The organism is Cellulomonas wangleii, from assembly GCF_018388445.1.
GTDB classification, from domain to species: domain Bacteria; phylum Actinomycetota; class Actinomycetes; order Actinomycetales; family Cellulomonadaceae; genus Cellulomonas; species Cellulomonas wangleii.
On record NZ_CP074405.1, the window covers coordinates 3,109,201 to 3,123,813 of the forward strand.

At 75.7% G+C, this 14,613-nt stretch carries 15 protein-coding genes; 10 read left to right on the forward strand and 5 right to left on the reverse strand.

Features of this window, described 5'->3' with window-relative positions:
• Positions 1 to 91: 91 nt before the first annotated feature.
• The 6 genes from KG103_RS14310 to KG103_RS14335 all read left to right on the forward strand — a co-directional run bounded on the left by KG103_RS14310 (position 92) and on the right by KG103_RS14335 (position 5,632).
• The gene (locus tag KG103_RS14310) at positions 92 to 2,056 is read left to right on the forward strand and encodes a putative bifunctional diguanylate cyclase/phosphodiesterase (RefSeq protein ID WP_249670607.1); all 1,965 of its coding nucleotides are present in this window, start codon (positions 92 to 94) and stop codon (positions 2,054 to 2,056) included.
• 120 nt (positions 2,057 to 2,176) lie between these two features.
• Positions 2,177 to 2,836 carry a TasA family protein gene (locus tag KG103_RS14315; RefSeq protein ID WP_207339198.1) on the forward strand — a complete coding sequence of 220 codons (660 nt, stop codon included), beginning with the start codon at positions 2,177 to 2,179 and terminating at the stop codon, positions 2,834 to 2,836.
• 7 nt (positions 2,837 to 2,843) lie between these two features.
• Entirely contained in the window at positions 2,844 to 3,551 is a 708-nt protein-coding gene (locus KG103_RS14320) for a S24/S26 family peptidase (RefSeq protein WP_249670608.1), read from the forward strand.
• Positions 3,532 to 3,744 (forward strand): hypothetical protein, encoded by a 213-nt coding sequence (locus KG103_RS14325; RefSeq protein ID WP_207339199.1) that lies wholly within the window; start codon positions 3,532 to 3,534, stop codon positions 3,742 to 3,744. Before KG103_RS14320 ends, KG103_RS14325 begins: the two co-directional genes overlap by 20 nt.
• A 69-nt stretch (positions 3,745 to 3,813) precedes the next feature.
• On the forward strand, positions 3,814 to 4,989 hold the full coding sequence (locus tag KG103_RS14330; protein WP_207339200.1) for an LLM class flavin-dependent oxidoreductase: 1,176 nt from the start codon (positions 3,814 to 3,816) through the stop codon (positions 4,987 to 4,989).
• A 22-nt stretch (positions 4,990 to 5,011) separates the two neighbouring features.
• Positions 5,012 to 5,632, forward strand: coding sequence for a CE1759 family FMN reductase (locus KG103_RS14335; protein WP_207339201.1), 621 nt, complete (start codon positions 5,012 to 5,014; stop codon positions 5,630 to 5,632).
• A 100-nt stretch (positions 5,633 to 5,732) separates the two neighbouring features.
• Here the strand turns inward: KG103_RS14335 and KG103_RS14340 are convergent, their stop codons facing one another.
• Complete coding sequence (locus tag KG103_RS14340) at positions 5,733 to 6,005, reverse strand: iron-sulfur cluster assembly accessory protein (protein ID WP_207339202.1); 273 nt, start codon at positions 6,003 to 6,005, stop codon at positions 5,733 to 5,735.
• A 272-nt stretch (positions 6,006 to 6,277) separates the two neighbouring features.
• Positions 6,278 to 7,039: an endonuclease/exonuclease/phosphatase family protein gene (locus tag KG103_RS14345; protein WP_207339203.1), complete on the reverse strand. Its 762-nt coding sequence runs from the start codon at positions 7,037 to 7,039 to the stop codon at positions 6,278 to 6,280.
• A gap of 118 nt (positions 7,040 to 7,157) precedes the next feature.
• Here KG103_RS14345 and KG103_RS14350 point away from each other — a divergent pair, with 118 nt between their 5' ends.
• Together KG103_RS14350 and KG103_RS14355 are read left to right on the forward strand one after the other, a co-directional pair.
• Complete coding sequence (locus KG103_RS14350; RefSeq protein ID WP_207339204.1) at positions 7,158 to 7,850, forward strand: nucleotidyltransferase family protein; 693 nt, start codon at positions 7,158 to 7,160, stop codon at positions 7,848 to 7,850.
• Between the two features lie 38 nt (positions 7,851 to 7,888).
• The gene (locus KG103_RS14355; RefSeq protein WP_207339205.1) at positions 7,889 to 8,245 is read left to right on the forward strand and encodes an MmcQ/YjbR family DNA-binding protein; all 357 of its coding nucleotides are present in this window, start codon (positions 7,889 to 7,891) and stop codon (positions 8,243 to 8,245) included.
• A gap of 12 nt (positions 8,246 to 8,257) precedes the next feature.
• Here the strand turns inward: KG103_RS14355 and KG103_RS14360 are convergent, their stop codons facing one another.
• Complete coding sequence (locus KG103_RS14360; protein WP_243656162.1) at positions 8,258 to 10,069, reverse strand: ABC transporter ATP-binding protein; 1,812 nt, start codon at positions 10,067 to 10,069, stop codon at positions 8,258 to 8,260.
• Between the two features lie 74 nt (positions 10,070 to 10,143).
• On the opposite strand from KG103_RS14360, the gene KG103_RS14365 reads away from it, so the two are divergent.
• Both KG103_RS14365 and KG103_RS14370 read left to right on the forward strand, forming a co-directional pair.
• A complete protein-coding gene (locus tag KG103_RS14365) occupies positions 10,144 to 10,728 on the forward strand; it encodes a TetR/AcrR family transcriptional regulator (RefSeq protein WP_207339206.1) in 585 nt (194 codons plus the stop codon).
• Positions 10,729 to 10,753: 25 nt separating this feature from the next.
• Complete coding sequence (locus tag KG103_RS14370; protein ID WP_207339207.1) at positions 10,754 to 11,533, forward strand: aldo/keto reductase; 780 nt, start codon at positions 10,754 to 10,756, stop codon at positions 11,531 to 11,533.
• Positions 11,534 to 11,911: 378 nt separating this feature from the next.
• On the opposite strand, the gene KG103_RS14375 is transcribed toward KG103_RS14370, so the two are convergent.
• Together KG103_RS14375 and KG103_RS14380 are read right to left on the reverse strand one after the other, a co-directional pair.
• Entirely contained in the window at positions 11,912 to 12,967 is a 1,056-nt protein-coding gene (locus tag KG103_RS14375) for an alcohol dehydrogenase catalytic domain-containing protein (protein WP_207339208.1), read from the reverse strand.
• 170 nt (positions 12,968 to 13,137) lie between these two features.
• Positions 13,138 to 14,598, reverse strand: coding sequence for a DUF4232 domain-containing protein (locus tag KG103_RS14380; protein WP_207339209.1), 1,461 nt, complete (start codon positions 14,596 to 14,598; stop codon positions 13,138 to 13,140).
• Between the last annotated feature and the right edge of the window lie 15 nt (positions 14,599 to 14,613).

The window sequence follows — 14,613 nt, forward strand, 5'->3', positions numbered from 1 at the left end:
GGCGAGCCCCCCGTCCACCGGGGCCCCGAGCCGCGAGGTGCACGTGCCAGCTGGTCGCCGACGTCCGAGTCCCACGCGCCGGTTCGCCGTCGTGAGCCTCGTCGGGATGGTGCTGGTGGGCGTGGCGCTGGTGCTGGTGACGTCCACGCAGCTGCGGGGGCAGGCGCTGCGCGACGGCACCGGCTCGGCCACGCGCGTCGCGGTGTACGCCGCGGGTGTGGTGCCCTCCTCGGCGTTCGCCACCGGCGTGCTGTCCACCGCCGAGCAGGCGGCCGTGGCGACGGCCACCCGCGGGTTCGACGACGAGCTCGTCGAGCTGCGGCTGTGGAGCGCCGACGGGCGGCTCATGTACTCGTCGGACGCGGCAACCACCGGCCTGCCGCACGCGGAACGCCTGGCCCGTGTCATGCAGTCGGGCACGCCGGACGCCCTGGTCCAGCCCGACGTGCGCGCCGGGCGCGCGTCCAACGACCAGCGCACCGTCCTCGACGTCTACGTGCCGGTGACGCTGGCCGACACGGCGACACCCGACGCCCGGTCCGGCGTCAGCCCCGACGACCGGGTGGGCGCGGCGGAGGTCATGCTCGACCGCACGGCCACCCAGGAGACGCTGCGCTCGACGACGCGCACCGTCGGCCTCGTCGTCGTCGGCAGCCTGGCGCTGCTGTGGCTGCTGCTGTTCCGCATCGTGCACGCGACGTCACGCCGGCTGCGCACGACCGCGCTGGAGAACGCGCGCCTCGCCCTGCTCGACTCCCTGACGGGGCTGCCCAACCGCCGACTGCTGTCCGACCAGATGCAGCGCGCGATCGACCGCGTCGCCGACGAGGGGGCCCGCGTCGGGCTGATCCTGCTCGACATCGACCGGTTCAAGGACATCAACGACACCCTGGGGCACGACCACGGCGACGAGCTGCTGCAGCAGGTGGCCGAGCGGCTGCGCCACGCGCTGCGGGACGACGACGTGGTGGCGCGCCTCGGCGGCGACGAGTTCGCGATCCTGCTGCCCGACGTGCGGACGGTCGCCAACGCCGAGCGCCTGGCGCGGCGCGTGCGGGGCCTGTTCGCCCAGCCGTTCGAGCTCACCGACATCGCCCTGCACGTCGAGACGTCCGTGGGGGTGGCGTGCCTGCCGGACCACGCGGCCGACGCCTCCTCGCTCATGCGCACCGCGGACATCGCGATGTACGCCGCCAAGCACCACCGCGCCGGCGTCAGCGTGTACTCGCCCGACGCGGACGACTCGTCCCCGGCCCGCCTGGTGCTCCTCGGTGAGCTGCACCGGGCGCTCGGGGAGCGTCCCGACGACCGGCCGGCGCAGCTCGAGATGCACTACCAGCCCAAGATCGAGCTGGCCTCGCAGCGCACCGTCGGCCTGGAGGCGCTGATCCGCTGGCGCCACCCGACCCGCGGCCTGCTGCCGCCGGGCGTCTTCGTGCCGCTGGCCGAGCAGTCCGGCCTCATCCACCGTGTCACGACGTTCGCGCTCGAGGAGTCGGTGCGCCAGCTCGCGCGCTGGCAGGAGCAGGGGCACCAGGTCCCGGTGGCGGTCAACCTGTCCGCGCACGACGTCGTGAGCCCTGCCGTGGTCGACACGATCGAGCGGCTCCTCGCGGAGCACGGCGTGGCGCCCTCGCTGCTCGAGGTCGAGATCACGGAGACGGCGCTCGTCGCGGACCCCTCGCGCGTGGTCCCCGTGCTGGAGCGCCTGCAGGCGCTGGGCGTGGCCGTCGCGATCGACGACTTCGGCACGGGGACGACCTCGATCTCCCAGCTGCGCGACCTGCCGGTGGCCGAGTTGAAGATCGACCGCCTCTTCGTCGCCGACCTGGGCGAGGGCGGCCGGGCGGGGTCGGAGGTCGTGGTGCAGGCCATGGTGGACCTCGCGCACTCGTTCGGGCTGCGCGTGGTCGCCGAGGGCGTCGAGGACGAGGCGACGGCCCGCACCCTGGCCCGCCTCGAGGTCGACCGTGCGCAGGGCTACCTGTGGGCCCGGCCGGCCCCGGCCGGCGACGTGCACCCGCCCGGCACCCCCGCGCTTCACCCCATCGGGTGAAGCGCGGGCGGTCCGCTCAAGGTTCGTGACCGGGAAGCCGAGTCCTGCCGAAGAGGGTGGGGTGCGTCCGCGGGCCGCGGGACGCGCCGACCGCCCCGGGCACGCAGGAGGGACCGCCCCATGATGGACGAGCTGCTCGAGGAGATGATCGACCCCGCGCCGTCGCGGCAGGACGTCGCACGGCACCGGCGCGCGTGGGCCACCGGCTCGATCCTCGTGCTCGCCGCCGTGGGCGTGACGTCGCTGACCACGTCGGCGCTGTTCACCGACCAGGACACGCTGCCCGGTGCGCTACGGACGGGCACCCTGGTGCTCGCCGCCGAGGGCGCGTCGTTCGAGATGCCCATGGGCGGGCTGGCGCCGGGCGGCACCGTGGTCGCGCCCGTGACCGTGCGCAACACCGGGTCGCTGGAGCTGCGGTACGCCGTGAGCCTGTCGGCGGCGCAGGGCGCGGACGACGCCGCGGACCTCACCACCCAGCTGCGCACGCGCATCCTCCAGGACGCCACGTGCACGCTCACGAGCGTCGAGGACGCCCTCGTGCTCGGGGACTCCCTCGAGCTGGTGGAGCGGGAGTTCGGCCTTCCGGGGGCGGTGACGCCGATCGTGGGCAGCCCGACGCCCGGCGCACAGACGGGTGACCGCGTCCTGGCCGCGGTCACGGGCGCGGAGACGCTGTGCGTCCGCGTCGACATGTCGCGCGACGCGGGCAACGAGTACCAGAGCACGACCGCCGCGCTGACGTTCCAGGTCGACTCCGAGCAGACGGTCAACAACTGATCCGACCGTGAACGCCACGACGACCACCCGGCCTCTCGTCGAGCGCCGCGCCCCCCGGGCGACGGTGCGCCCGCGCGTGCCGTGGTGGCGCCGGGCGACGGGCGTGGCGCTGTGGGCGGTGGTCGCCGTGGGCGTCGTGGCGTACCTCGTCTCGCTGGCCGTGCCGCTGTGGTTCCAGGCGCAGGGCGAGCGGCTGCTCATCGTCACCTCGGGGTCGATGGCCCCGCAGTTCCTGGCGGGCGACGTGGTGGTGCTGCACGCGGTGACGGAGCCGTCGGAGCTCAAGCCGGGCCTCATCGTGACGTTCCAGCCGGTGGGATCCGCCGGCCTCGTCACGCACCGCATCGTGTCGTTGCACAACCTGCCGGCGATGCAGGAGGTCGACGACGGCTCGGGGCGGATGGAGCCCCTGCTCGAGCCCGACGGCTCGCCGGTGCTGCAGGCGTACATCCGCACGCAGGGCGACGCCAACCCCGCGCCCGACGCCAACGCGACGCCGGTCGAGCGGGTGCGGGGGGTGGTGCTGGACGTGCACCGCGGCTGGGGCTCGCTGCTCACGTGGGCGACGTCGGCCCAGGGCCGTGCCGTGATGCTGGTGCCGCCGCTGCTGGCGCTGGCGACGCTCGAGGTGATCTCGGTCGTCGAGACGCGCCGGGCACGGCCGGTGCGTGCCCACCACGAGGACCGGAGGGTCGATGCGTTCGTCGGCGAGTGACGGCGCCCGCGGCGGGGGCCTGCGGCGCGGTACGCGCGTGCGGCTCGGCCTGCTGCTGCTGCTGGTGGCCGCCGGGCTGGTGGCGCAGGAACCCGGGATGACCCGGGCCCTGATGACGGACACGGACCGGCTGACGACGGTCGTGTCCACGCGACCGGACTTCCCGTCGCCGACGCCCACGCCGGCGGAATAGTCGGGCAGCCCGCGCGGTTGAGGTGCCTGATCGATGCAAACGCATCGACCTGGACCAGCGAGGTGCACCATGCAGTTCGGGATCTTCTCCGTCGGAGACGTCACGACGGACCCCACGACCGGCCGGACCCCCGACGACACCGAGCGCGTGCGCGCCATGCTGACGATCGCCGAGCACGCGGACGCCGCCGGGCTCGACGTCTTCGCCACCGGTGAGCACCACAACCCGCCGTTCGTGCCGTCGTCCCCCACGACCATGCTCGGCTACCTCGCCGGCCGCACCAAGAACATCGTGCTGTCGACCGCGACCACCCTCATCACCACCAACGACCCCGTCCGCCTGGCCGAGGAGTACGCGATGCTCCAGGTCATCGCCGACGGGCGCATGGACCTCATGATGGGCCGCGGCAACACCGGCCCGGTCTACCCGTGGTTCGGCAAGGACATCCGCCAGGGCATCCCGCTCGCGATCGAGAACTACGCCCTGCTGCGGCGCCTCTGGGAGGAGGACGTCGTCGACTGGAGCGGGAAGTTCCGCACACCCCTGCAGGGATTCACGTCCACGCCGCGCCCGCTCGACGGCGTCGCGCCGTTCGTCTGGCACGGGTCGATCCGCTCCCCCGAGATCGCCGAGCAGGCCGCGTACTACGGCGACGGGTTCCTGCACAACGCGATCTTCTGGCCCATGGAGCACACCGCGCAGATGGTGAGCTTCTACCGGCAGCGGTACGAGCACCACGGGCACGGCCGTGCCGACCAGGCGATCGTCGGGCTCGGCGGCCAGGTGTTCATGCGGAAGAACAGCCAGGACGCCTGGGACGAGTTCCGCCCCTACTTCGACAACGCGCCCGTCTACGGGCACGGGCCGTCGATGGAGGACTTCACGCGCGAGACGCCGCTGACCGTCGGCAGCCCGCAGCAGGTCATCGACCGGTACGGCGCCTTCTGGGAGCAGGTCGGTCACTACCAGCGCCAGCTGTTCCTCATGGACCACGCCGGCCTGCCGCTCAAGACCGTGCTGGAGCAGATCGACATCCTCGCCGAGGACGTCGTGCCCGTGCTGCGCCGCGAGGCCGAGTCGCGCCGCCCCGCGGACGTGCCGGCGAACCCCCCGACGCACGCCGAGCGCGTGGCCGCCGCCCGCGCCGCGGGGCAGCAGGCCGCACAGCCCGTCGCGGCCGCCGACCACTGGACCGGCCGCACCGCCGAGGACGACCTCGCCGCGGCGGACGCCGCCACCCGCTGACGGACCCACCCAGGAGGACCCCATGCCGTCCCGTTCCCTCGTCGTCGTCTCCGGCGGCCTGTCGCAGCCGTCGTCGACGCGCCTGCTCGCCGACCGGCTGACCGAGGCCACCGTCGCCGACCTCGCCGCCCGGGGCATCGACACCGTCGTCGAGGTCGTCGAGCTGCGCCCGCTCGCCCACGACGTCGTCGACATGACGCTGACGGGCTACGCCCGCCCCGAGCTCGCCGCCGCCCAGAGCGCGCTCGCGGGTGCCGACGGGGTCGTCGCCGTCTCCCCCGTGTACGCCGCGTCCTACGCGGGGCTCTTCAAGTCGTTCGTCGACGTGCTGGACCCGCAGGCGCTGCGCGCCACGCCCGTGCTGCTGGGCGCCACCGGCGGCACCGTGCGCCACTCGCTGGCGCTCGAGCACGCGCTGCGCCCGCTCTTCGCGTACCTCCAGGCGGACGTGGTCCCGACCACCGTGTTCGCGGCCACCGACGACTGGGCCGACGCCGGCACCGAGCAGGTCTCACCGCTGCCGGCACGCATCCGGCGGGCGGCGGGCGAGCTCGCGGCGCGCGTCGCGGCCCGCGAGCCGGTCGCCCGCGGCGGGCTCTACGACGCCGTGCCGTCGTTCGAGGAGATGCTCGGCGGCGCCTGAGCGCCGCCGGACCCGGACGGCGAGGGGCCGACCACCGGGTGGTGGCCGGCCCCTCGTGCACCGGCCGGGCCGCGTCAGGCCGCGGCGGCTGCCGACCGGGTCACTGCGGCGTCAACGTGAACGACGTCCCGGTGCCCGACGCCTCGACGTCCAGCTGCTGGGCGGCGAGCGTCCGTGACGCGCGGGGGTCCACGTAGACGCGGGCGTCGCCCTGCGCCACGACGTCGTCACCGGGGTCCGGGCCGGCCACGAGCGCGAGCTCGAAGCCTCCCGACTCCTGCTCGGCGATGCGAAGGCCGCCCTCGTCGGGCAGGCCGGCGCGGCTGGTGAGGGTCTCGACGGCGGTGCGGGCGTTCTCGGTCAGGGTGAGCACGGGTGCTCCTCTCCGATGGCCTGGTGACGTCGGCCGGGACGCGCGGCCCCGCACCTGCGGTGCACGAACGGGTCGCACCGCGGGCGGGGCGACGTACCCCGGTCCGACGCCGTCGGACGTCCACCACCGTGACCCGGCGTCGCGCCGGCCCGCAACCGCACGTCCGCTGCGCGAGACCGCTCGCCGCGCACCGGGCCGCGGGCTGCGGGAGCGCGCGGTGGCCCCTGCCCTGCACGGCCGGCAGTCCCGCCCCGCCCGGCCGTCACGTCGGCTCAGCGCGTGATGTCGACGACGAGCGCCCGGTGGTCGGACAGGCCGAGGTCGAGCGCCTCCCCGCCACCGGCCGCCCGCAGCCCCGGGCCGGCCAGCACGTGGTCGAGCTGCCGCACCGGCTCGGCGACCGGGAAGGTGTCCGCCACCACCAGCGAGCGCAGACCGGACAGGCGCGCGGGCTGCTCCCCGGCCAGGTTGAGGTCGCCCATGACCACCGTGGGACCGGGCAGGGTGCGCGCCACCCGCACCAGGTGACGCAGCTGGCGCACGTTCCACCCGGGGATGAAGGTCAGGTGCGTGCCGACCACGGTCAACGGGCCCCGGTCGTCCTCGACGACCGCCGCGAGCGCCGTGCGCGGCTCGTCGCGCACGAACGCGGGCCAGCGGGCACCGGGGAACCGCACGGGTGCGCGACGGCGCAGCGTCGGCAGCGTCAGCACGTGCCACGCCACGACGGGCCGGCGGGACAGCAGCGCGATCCCGTACGCCGCAATGTCGGGCTGCTCCTCTCCCGTGCCGGCCACCCACAGGCCGGGCTCCCCGTGCAGGGTGGCGACGAACCGGTGGTGGGAGGCGCCCATGGCGTCGGCCGCCACGGCGGTGAGGTCCGCCCCGTGCGAGCGGGTCTGCGCGCGGTCCACCTCCTGCAGGGCCAGGACGTCCGCGTCGAGCCGCCGCACGGCGTCGGCGAACCGGTCCAGGTCGACCCGCCCGTCCACGAGCGAGCGCCCGTGCAGGATGTTGAAGGTCGCGAGCCGCACCTCGCGATTGTCACCGGTGGGCGGGCCCGTCGCACCCCGCGGGCCGGGACGGCGCACGCCTCGCGCGGTCGGTCCCGCTCGGCGCGCGGCCCACGCCGAGCCGGTGTAGACACCGTGCATGCCCCAGACCCCGACACCGACGGACGCCCCGCCGCCCCTCACCGGTGCCGCCCCGGCGCCGCTGCCCGTACCGGCCGGCGCCGCGACCCCGGACGACCGTGCCGCCCTGCAGGACGGACTGCGCCGCACGGCGGTCGCCCTGCTGGAGGCGGACATCCCGTTCGCCCTGGTGGGCGGGTACGCGGCCTGGGCGCGCGGCGCACCGGAGCCGAGCCACGACGCGGACTTCGCGGTCGCGGAGGACGACGTGGACGCGGCCCGCGCGGCCCTGGCCGCCGCGGGCCTGGACGTGCAGCAGCCCGCCGAGAACTGGCTGTTCAAGGCCTACCACCACGGCCAGCTCGTCGACGTGATCTTCCGGATGGTCGGCGAGCCCGTGACCCACGAGCAGCTGGCCCGGGCCGACCAGCTCGAGGTGCTGGCGGTCCGGATGCCCGTGATGCCGGCCACCGACATCATCTCGGCCAAGATGCGCGTGCTCGGTGAGCACTACTGCGACTTCACGTGGCTGCTGCCCATGGCACGTGCGCTGCGCGAGCAGATCGACTGGGACCAGGTCCGGCAGGACATCGCGGGCCAGCCGTACGCGCGGGCGTTCATGTACCTCGCGGACGAGCTGGGCCTGACCGGCCACCCCGGCGAGCGGCTCGAGGCCGGCCCCGGACGCACCGGCCCCGGCTCGGAGGAGTAGGCCTCGCGCACGGTGCCCGCCCGCGGCAGCATGGCGGCATGGACGTCGACCACGTGCGACGGCTCGCGCTGGACCTGCCTGAGGTGGGCGAGCGGCTGAGCTGGGGCGAGCCCGCCTGGTTCCACCGCCGGCTGGTGGCACGCATGTGGGACGCCCACCGTCTGACGGTGCACGTGGAGGACGACGGGGAGCGCCGGGCGCTCGCCGCCGAGGACCCCGCCGTGTACTCCACGACCGACCACCACCGCGGGACGGACCTGCTGCTCGTCGACCTGCGGGTGGCGGACGGTGCGCTCGTGGGGTCCCTGCTGCGGGAGTCGTGGTGGTGGGCGGCGCCGGCCGTGCTGCGGCGCCGCCACCCGGGGCTCGGCCCGCCGGCGGGTGGGCCTGGCTGACGTCCGGCGGCGTCACCCGACGTCGGCGTCCGCGGGGACATCGGTGATCCGCAGCGCCTCCACGAGGTCCCGGTACAGCTGGTCCGACGCGAGAAGCTCGGCGTGGGTCCCCCGTGCGCGGACCCTGCCGTCCTCCAGCACGAGGATCGTGTCCGCGTCCACGACGGTGGACAGCCGGTGCGCGACCGTCACGACGGCGCCGGTGGTCGCCAGCACGCGGATCGCGTCGTGCACCGCGGCCTCCGTGAGTCCGTCGACCTGCGCCGTCGCCTCGTCCAGCAGCATCACCTGCGGGCGGCACAGCAGCGCGCGGGCGAGCGCGATGCGCTGACGCTGTCCACCGGAGACGGACGTCTCCGTCAGCCGGGTGTCCAGCCCGTCGGGAAGCGCGTCGAAGGCGCCGTCGAGGCGTACCGCCGCGAGCGCCCGGCGCAGCTCCTCGTCGGTCGCGGCCGGGTTGCTGAACAGCAGGTTGTCGCGGATCGTGCCCGGCACGACGGGGGTCTCCTGCTCGACGTACGCGAAGCGGGAGCGCACGTCGGCGTGGCTCCAGCCGGCGTACGGACGCCCGTCCAGCAGCAGCTGCCCCGACTGCGGCTCCAGGAACCGCAGCAGCAGCGAGAACACCGTCGTCTTGCCTGCACCGGACGGCCCGACGAGCGCCGTGTGCCCGTGCCGCGGGACCGTCAGCGACAGCTCGCGCACTGCCGGGGGCAGGCCCGGACCGTAGGCGGCCGTGACGTCGCGCAGCTCGATGACGTGGACGCCGTCGGGGCCGTCCGGCGCGGGGCGTGCGGGCACCGGCGCGCTCGCCGCCTGCGGCTCCACGTCCATCGCGGCCACCTCGCTGATGCGCCCCGCCGCCGCGATCCCGGACTGCAGCTGCGTCAGGGACTGCGTGAGGTCGGTGATGGGCCCGACGATGTTGAAGGCGTAGAGCAGGAATGCCACGAGGCTGGAGACGGCGAGCTCGCCCTGGCCGACGCGCCACGCGCCGAGCCCCAGGATGACGATGATGGCGAGCTGGATGCCGCCCCACGACACGCTCCACGCGACCGCGGCGGTCCGCACCGCGCGCACCGCGTGGTCGCGCGCCTCGCGCGCGGCGCCGAGGACGGTGGCCGCCTGGCGGTCCTCCGCGCGGCTGGACTTGACCGTGCGGACGGCCCGCAGCGACCCCTCCAGCGTGCCGCCGAGCGTGCCCAGGGCCTCCTGGGAGGCCCGCTCGGCGGCGCCGATGCCGGGCAGGAGCACGGCCATGAGCGCGCCCACGACGACGATCGCGGCGATGGTCGTGCCGAGGAGCACGCGGTCGAGCACGCCCATGAGGACGAGGGTGCCGACGAGCGCCACCACCCCGTTGACGAGCCCGACGATGCTGGACGACGTCGCCTCGCGCAGCAGGACGGTGTCCGAGGTGACGCGGGTGACGAGCTCGCCGGTGGGGCGGCCCGTGACGGCCGCGACCGTGGCCCGCAGGTAGCGGCGCACGAGCGACTCGCGCGCGTCGAGGACGATCCGCTCGGCCAGCGTCCCCATGAGGACCCACTGGGCGTACCCCACCACCGACCCGACGGCGAACAGCGCCAGCAGCCACCCGACGGGCCGCGCCAGGGACTCACCCGTCCCGAGCGTGTCGAGGACCCACTTGGTGACCATGGGGGTGGCCAGGGAGAGGCCGGTGCCGGCGAGGCCGAGCAGGAGGCCCGTGCCGAGGGTGCGTCGGTGGGGCCGGACCAGCTCGAGCAGGATGCGCAGGCGGCGGCGCCCGTCCGGCTCGGCTGCGGCGGTGGGCGTCTCGGGCGGTGACGGTGCGGCGACCATCCTGCGAGTGGAACACTCCTGTTCCATTGTGGTCAATAGCAATCCCTACCAGTTCTCCGGTGTACCGTTCGCTCGTGGCGAACCAGGCACCCCCACCCGTGACGGGCCCCCGCGCCCGGACCCGGCAGGCGATCCTCGAGGCCGCCATCCGCGCTCTGGCCGTCGACCCCTCGGCCTCTCTGGGCCGGGTCGCCGAGCTGGCCGACGTCGGTCGGACCACGCTGCACCGCTACTTCCCGGAGCGCGACGACCTGCTCGCCGCCGTCGGCGTCCACGCCGCCGCCTGTCTCACCGCCGCGCACGCGCGGGCGCGGCTCGACGACGACACGGCCCTGGACGCGCTGCTGCGCGTCGCGCAGGAGTACCTCGAGCTGGGTGACCTCCTGACGGTGCTGTTCACCGGCATCGTCCCCGAGGACTCCTGGGCGCAGGACCCGACGAACGACGCCGCCCTGGGCGCCCTGTACGCACGCGGCCTGCGGGACGGCTCGATCGACCCCCGGTTCGACGCCGAGTGGGCGCTGGGCGTCGTGTGGTCGGTCCTGTACCTCGCGTGGTCGACCGTGCGCACCGCCCGGGCCGACCGCCACACCGCCGTCACCCGCCTGCTGCTCACGCTCGAGAAGTCGCTCGCGCCGGAGCGCCCCGACCTGCGATGACGCACCCGGTGGGCAAGGATGGAGCATGCCCGACTCCCCCACCCCCACCCTGTCCCTGCCCGGCGGCGCCATCCCCGTCCTCGGCTTCGGCACCTGGCAGGCGGAGGGCTCGGACGCCGAGCTCGCCGTCAGCGCCGCGCTGCAGCTGGGCTACCGCCACGTCGACACCGCGACCGGCTACGGCAACGAGGCGCAGGTCGGGCGCGTGCTGTCCACGCGCGGCATCGACCGCGACGACGTCTTCCTGACGTCGAAGCTGCCCCCGGACCACGCGGGGCGCGAGCGGCAGACGCTCGCCGAGTCCCTCGTCGCGCTCACGACCGACCACCTCGACCTGTGGCTGATCCACTGGCCGCCGGGCAAGGAGGCCCGCCCGGACGTCTGGCAGCGGTTCCGCGAGGCGCGCGACGAAGGCCTCGTGCGATCGATCGGCGTCTCGAACTACTCGATCGCGCAGATCGACGAGCTGATCGCGGCGACGGGCGAGGCCCCGGCCGTCAACCAGATCCCCTACTCCCCCGTCGACCACGACCCGGCGCTGCTCGCGGCGCACCGCGAGCGTGGCGTCGTCGTCGAGGGGTACAGCCCGCTCAAGCGCACCGACCTGGACGCGGAGCCGATCGTCGCGGCGGCGCGCGCGCACGGCGTGACACCCGCACAGGTCGTGCTGCGCTGGCACATCGAGCACGACGTCGTCGTGATCCCGAAGTCGGTGCGACGCGAGCGCATCGAGGAGAACCTCGCGGTGCTGGGCTTCACGCTGACGCCGGACGAGGTCGCGGCGATCGACACGCTGGGACGCTGACGGCGCGACGCACCTGGCAGGAGCGGGGCCCGGACGTGCGCGTCCGGGCCTCGTGCACGTCGAGGGATGCGACGAGGGGATGCCACGAGGGGGTGCCACGAGCGGGACTGCTGCCGAGGCCTTCGGGGGCGGTGGTCGCGCTCCCACCTCGCACGTGCTCGCCGCCGTCGCGATGCGACCGGCGAGCACGTCGGGTCTCGGCCTACCGAGGAACCGGACCCGTGTCCTGCGATCGGCGTCACGCCGTTGTGCCGCCGGCCCAAGGTCTACCGGACCCGGGCACGTGACGTCAACCACAGCCCTCCGCCGCACCTCCCGGTCGGGGGAAACGGACGCAGCCCGACAACCCGGACCGGTACCGGCCGTGCGGCGGGCCGCTCAGGGCACGACGACGGTCATCCCCGCGGCGTCGCCCGCCGGACGGCCGGACGACATGGCCGCCAGGGCGTCCGCCGCCTGGTCGAGCCCGACGGTGCGCGACACGAGGGCCGCGGGGGCGAGCCGGCCGGCCGCGATCGCCGCGAGCATCGCCGGGTACTCGTGGGCCGCCATCCCGTGACTCCCGTGCACGGACAGCTCCCACGCGACGACGCGGTCCATCGGCAGCGCCGTCCACGCGTCCTCACGGAGCAGCAGCCCGACCTGCACGTGCCGGCCACGGCGGCGCAGCGCGAGCACGCCCGCCTGTGCGGTCGCTGGGCTGCCGAGCGCGTCGAGCGACGCGTGCGCCCCGCCCCCGGTCGCCTCGACGAGGCGCGCCGCGAGGGCCGCGGGCGCGTCGTCCCCGGGGTCCAGGGTCACGGCCGCCCCTGCCTCGTGCGCAGCACGCCGGGCGGCAGGCACCGGATCGACCGCGACGACGTGCGCACCGGCGGCCGCCGCGACCATGACCGCGGACAGGCCGACCCCGCCGCAGCCGAGCACCACGACCTCGTCGCCGGGCGCCACGGCCGCGTGCACGGTGACGGCGCGGTACGCGGTGGCGAACCGGCAGCCCAGTGCGGCGGCGGCAACCGGCGACATGCCGTCCGGGACGCGCACGAGGTTGGTGTCGGCGTGGTCGAGCGCCACGAGCTCGGCGAACGACCCCCACTGCGTGAAGCCGGGCTGCGTCTGGTGCGGGCACACCTGCTGGTCCCCGGCGCGGCACGTCGCGCAGTCCCCGCAGGCCATGACGAACGGCACCGTGACCACGTCGCCGACCGCCCAGCGGCGCACGGCCGGACCCACCTCGACCACCGTGCCCGCCAGCTCGTGACCGGGCACGTGCGGCAGACGCACGTCGTCGTCGTGCCCCTGCCAGGCGTGCCAGTCGCTGCGGCACACGCCCGTCGCGGCCACCCGGACCACCACGCCGTCGGGCGGGCACACGGGGTCGGGGACCCTCCTGACCTGGGGCGTCACTCCGAACTCGTCCACCACGACCGCGCGCACGAGCCCATCCTGCCTGCTGACGGCACAGGACCGGTCCCCCGCCGGCCGGCGAGGCGCTGCGGGAGCGGGTGGCACGGCTGCTCGGCGCCGTCGAGCGGAACGCCGCAGGTCCGGGCACGCTGCACGGAGCCCGGACGCGCGGGCGCCGGGGCTGAGCCACCGGCGCGGCGTCACTCCTCGGGGTCGAGGAGACCCTCGTCGAAGCGCCAGGGTCCGACCTCGACGGTCGCACCCGCCAGCACGTCGAGCGTGACCGGCGGCACGAGGTCGACCGCCGGGCCGTCCCGGACCGCCCGGACCGTGACGACGACGGCCACGTCGGGGTCCTGCGACGTCGACATGGCGCGCCACCGGACCTGCGCGAGCGCGGCGGCGCCGGGTCCCAGCACGACCTGCGGCGGCACGTCGGGCGCCACGAGGTCCGGCAGCTGCGTGAGGTCGGGCGTCCGGGTGCCCGACTCCCGGGTGAACGCGAGCGTCGGCACGCCCGACAGCACGCACGGCGCCGCGCCCGTCCACGTCGCGCGCAGCACGAGGAAGCGGGCGCCGAGCGCCGCGTCCACGGCCGCGACCTCGAGCCGCAGACCGTCGCCGGTGCAGGCGGGCACCCCCGCGGGCGCGGCCTCCCCGGACGCATCCGGGGCTCCGGCGTCCGGTGCGTCGGCACCCGCGGCGTCGGGGCCGGCAAGGACGCCGTCCAGGGTGCCGGCGTCGGTCGTCACGTGGTAGCCCAGCGGCGGTCCTGTGCGGAGCGTGGAGGCCAGCCGGGACGCGACGTGGGACCGGTGGGCGTCGTCGTCCGCGTGGACCGTGAGGTCGGGCGACGCGGGCTCACCGCCCCGCAGCACGACACGCCACACGCCCTCCCAGGCCGCGACGTCGACCGCCAGCGCCACCGCCTCGGCGTCCGGCCAGGCCCCGGGGTGCACCTGCGCCACCTCGAGCCAGTGGTCGAGCGCCTCGACCGTCGTGACGGGCAGGTCCCGCCCGGCGACGGCGGCCAGCGCGTCGGCGACCGCCTCCCCGCCCGCCACGACCACCCGCCCGGCCTCGGGCCCGAACCACACCTCGTCGACCCCGGGCACGCGACGCACCGCCAGCGCGTCCACGGCCAGGTCGGCGTCGCCGCCGGGCGCGAGGGCCACGGCGAGCGTCCGCGCGGCGTCGTGCACGTCGAGGCGCCACGCGCCGGGCCCGGCCGTGACGGCGCCGAGCACCGCCTCGGCCGCGGCCGGGAGCGCCTCGATCCCGACGACCTCCGCGTCCACACCGACCTCCCACGCGGCGGGGTCGGCAGCCGGGTCCGGGGCGCCGAGGCCGGTCGGCGCGGTCGTGTCCACCAGGCGGCACGTCGTGGTCACGGTCGCCGTGGCACCGCCGACGGCCTCGTGCACCCGCGCGGCCGCCCCCCGGACCACCTCCGGCGGGCGCACGTCGCGCTCCCCCGCCAGGACCGTGCAGCCGCCCGCGTCGAGCACCGCGCGCAGCGGCGTCGTCCGGAGCGCCAGGGCACCCAGCACGGCCACCACCAGGACGACGACGGCCGCGACCGCGAGGCGGCCGCGCTCCGCGGCGGGCGGCGGGAGCGTCCCGGGCGGCGGCCCGGCCGGGGCGTCCGGCGCAGCTGTCACGACCCGCGACCCTAC